This window comes from Peribacillus sp., assembly GCF_059453735.1.
Window position 1 is genome coordinate 1 of sequence record NZ_JAZVJO010000494.1, and the last position, 2802, is coordinate 2802.

Here is a 2802-nt window from a genome sequence, read left to right on the forward strand (position 1 = left end):
CTTTCATCACTTATTCCTCCTTTTTATTTCGGTCAATTAGATAGGCTGCTAAGCTGTCAATCATGGCGCTGACTGTATACTGTTCTGGACAAACTTCTACCTTCAACCCATAATCCACTGCCGTTTTTTCAGCAATCGGACCAATGACACTGATAATAATGCTGTCTAGACATGGCTGCAGCTGGTGGGTACGGACTATATCCATAAAGTGATCCACCGATGAAGAGCTGGTAAAAGTAATCACATCCAGATTGTGATTCTTTACTAGATCTGCAACCACCGGACCGCTTTCTTTAGGAAAATAGGTTTCATAGAGAATCAATTCCTCACAATGCGCACCCGCTGACTTGATCGCCTTCGCGATAACCGAGCGTGCTCGATTCCCTTTAGGCAGCAGCACCTTCGTGTTTTTGTTTATTAGCGGAATGAATTCCTTCACAAAATTCTCTGCGACAAATTTAGTTGGTATGAAGTCGGCTTTGACACCATGTTTTTCAAGGGTTTCTCCTGTTTTTTTACCAATGACCGCAATACGCGGCAGCTGAATGGGAATGTTTATTTCCTCTAGTAGTCGAAAGAAAAACTCCACACCGTTATGACTGGTAAGAATCAACCAATCATAATTCGCTGTTAACGCTGCTTTTTCGAGCAGCTTCTCTTTGTCCTCAGGAAATGTAAAGCCGAGAAGAGGGACCGTAACCGGTATCCCCCCGCACTCTTTTATTTTAGAAGTCAGACTATCAGACTGGCCTTTTTCTCGAGTGACCAGGACACGGCAGCTGTCCAAAGGTCCAGTGTTGCTCATTACTGATCTAACTCCGCTTTTACACGGTCAATCAGATCTTTCGCACCCTGTTCGCTCATTATTTCTGCTGCCTGAACGCCGATTGCTTTCGGATCTGTTCCTTCGACAACTTCCTTATAAATAACTTTTCCATCAGGTGAAGCAACTAAAGCGGTTAATGATACGGTTCCGTCTTCTGATTTCTTCGCAAAACCAGCAATCGGTACTTGGCAGCCGCCTTCCATTTTATCAAGGTAAGCACGTTCTGCTTCGACTGTAACCTTCGTATCTTCACACGTTAATTTTTTTAATTCATTTAGTAAGTCTTGGTCATCTGCACGGCATTCAATTGAAAGTGCCCCTTGTCCTACAGCTGGCAGACATAATTCCGGTTCAAGGAATTCAGCCACAATATTTGAATCCCAGCCCATTCTTGAAAGGCCAGCCGCCGCTAAAATAATCGCGTCATAGTCTTCGTTCTTTAATTTATCTAATCGTGTATCAATATTTCCGCGAATCCATTTAATTTCTAAATCTGGGCGAACAGCTAACAATTGTGCACTGCGGCGCAGGCTGCTTGTCCCAACAATCGCTCCCGGTTTTAGCTCAGAGAATGTTAGATTTCCTTTTGAAATAAGGGCATCTCGCGGATCTTCTCTCGGTGGAATACAACCAATTGTCAAGCCTTCAGGCAAAACGGCTGGCATATCTTTCATACTATGTACAGCCATATCAATGTCTTTATCAAGCATGGCTTGCTCTATTTCTTTGACAAACAAACCTTTTCCGCCAACTTTAGAAAGTGTAACATTCTGGATTTGATCGCCTTTCGTTACGATTTCTTTCACTTCAAATTCATAAGGAACTCCTAATTTTTTCAACTGATCAATCACCCAATTCGTTTGCGTGATTGCAAGCTTACTCCGTCGTGAACCAACAATAATTTTTCTCATGTGTTCCTCCTATGTAATCCAAAAATGGAATGTTGAAAGACTGCCGAACAGGAAAAAATTAATTAAGACGCTCATAAATGAACACACATTTAAAAACGCTAACATTTTTCCGTATATATGCTTCCTTACCTTAACGTATAAATACACACTATAAACAACAAGGACAAAAAATGAACCGACAATTTTGAAATCAAACCATTGTAACCCCGGAACCTTAATATACGCCCATTGCAGCCCTAAAATTAGTGAAAAGAGCAACATGGGTACACCGATTACGGTTAATACATATGACATATGCTCAAGCTTTGCCAAGTCACCTAGTCGGATCAATCGTTTTCCCCACTTCTTCCTTTTCAGTAAATCATACTGAATTAAATACAACAAGGAAAACACCGCAGAAATCGTAAAGGCACCATATGATAGAATCCCCAGCGTTATATGGATTAACAGCAATTCAGATACCAGCTGTTGAGCCAATACCTCTGATTCTATTTGAACAGGTGCAAAGGTATGAATGACCATAACCATAAACCCGAGTACATTTGTAAAAAATACCGTAAAATCTACTCGCAGGAGCTTATTAATGATAAGCGACAACGTAATCAGTACCCATGCATAGAAGTACAATCCCTCAAAGATCGTTAAAACAGGAAAACGTCCTGTTTTCAACACATATAAAACCAAAAACACCGTTTGTAAAAGCCAAACAATAGCAAGTAACCAGAAGGCCGCGCGGTTCGCCTTCTGGTTACTATGGAGAAAATCGATAAAATAGAGGAGAACACTCAAGGCATATAATAGGACGGACGCTTCGTGCATTCTCGTCATTGTCAGTTCCATCATAAGAACTCTATTATGCTCGGACAGGCGTTGGAATTAGCTCCGCCTGTACCTTAGCCTGTTTTTTCTGTTCAGCCGGCATGGCTTCGTCCTCGAGTAATTCCTCAAGATGAAAGATTTTCACGAAGCGGTCTAATGCTTCTCTCGAATCCGGCTCGTCCGCTATTTCTTTCGCATAAAGGATTGGATCCTTCAGCATTTGATTGATGATACTCTTGGTATGCT

At 41.6% G+C, this 2802-nt stretch carries 3 protein-coding genes and 1 pseudogene; all 4 read right to left on the minus strand.

Annotated elements, in window-relative coordinates:
* Positions 1–10: 10 nt before the first annotated feature.
* A complete protein-coding gene (locus AC52RT_RS16390) occupies positions 11–805 on the minus strand; it encodes a uroporphyrinogen-III synthase (protein WP_495541736.1) in 795 nt (264 codons plus the stop codon).
* A complete protein-coding gene (gene hemC / locus AC52RT_RS16395) occupies positions 805–1737 on the minus strand; it encodes a hydroxymethylbilane synthase (protein WP_495541737.1) in 933 nt (310 codons plus the stop codon). Before hemC ends, AC52RT_RS16390 begins: the two co-directional genes overlap by 1 nt.
* A gap of 9 nt (positions 1738–1746) precedes the next feature.
* Positions 1747–2580 carry a cytochrome C assembly family protein gene (locus AC52RT_RS16400; protein WP_495541738.1) on the minus strand — a complete coding sequence of 278 codons (834 nt, stop codon included), beginning with the start codon at positions 2578–2580 and terminating at the stop codon, positions 1747–1749.
* A 10-nt stretch (positions 2581–2590) separates the two neighbouring features.
* Positions 2591–2802: pseudogene (locus tag AC52RT_RS16405) on the minus strand (glutamyl-tRNA reductase); the annotation flags it as partial.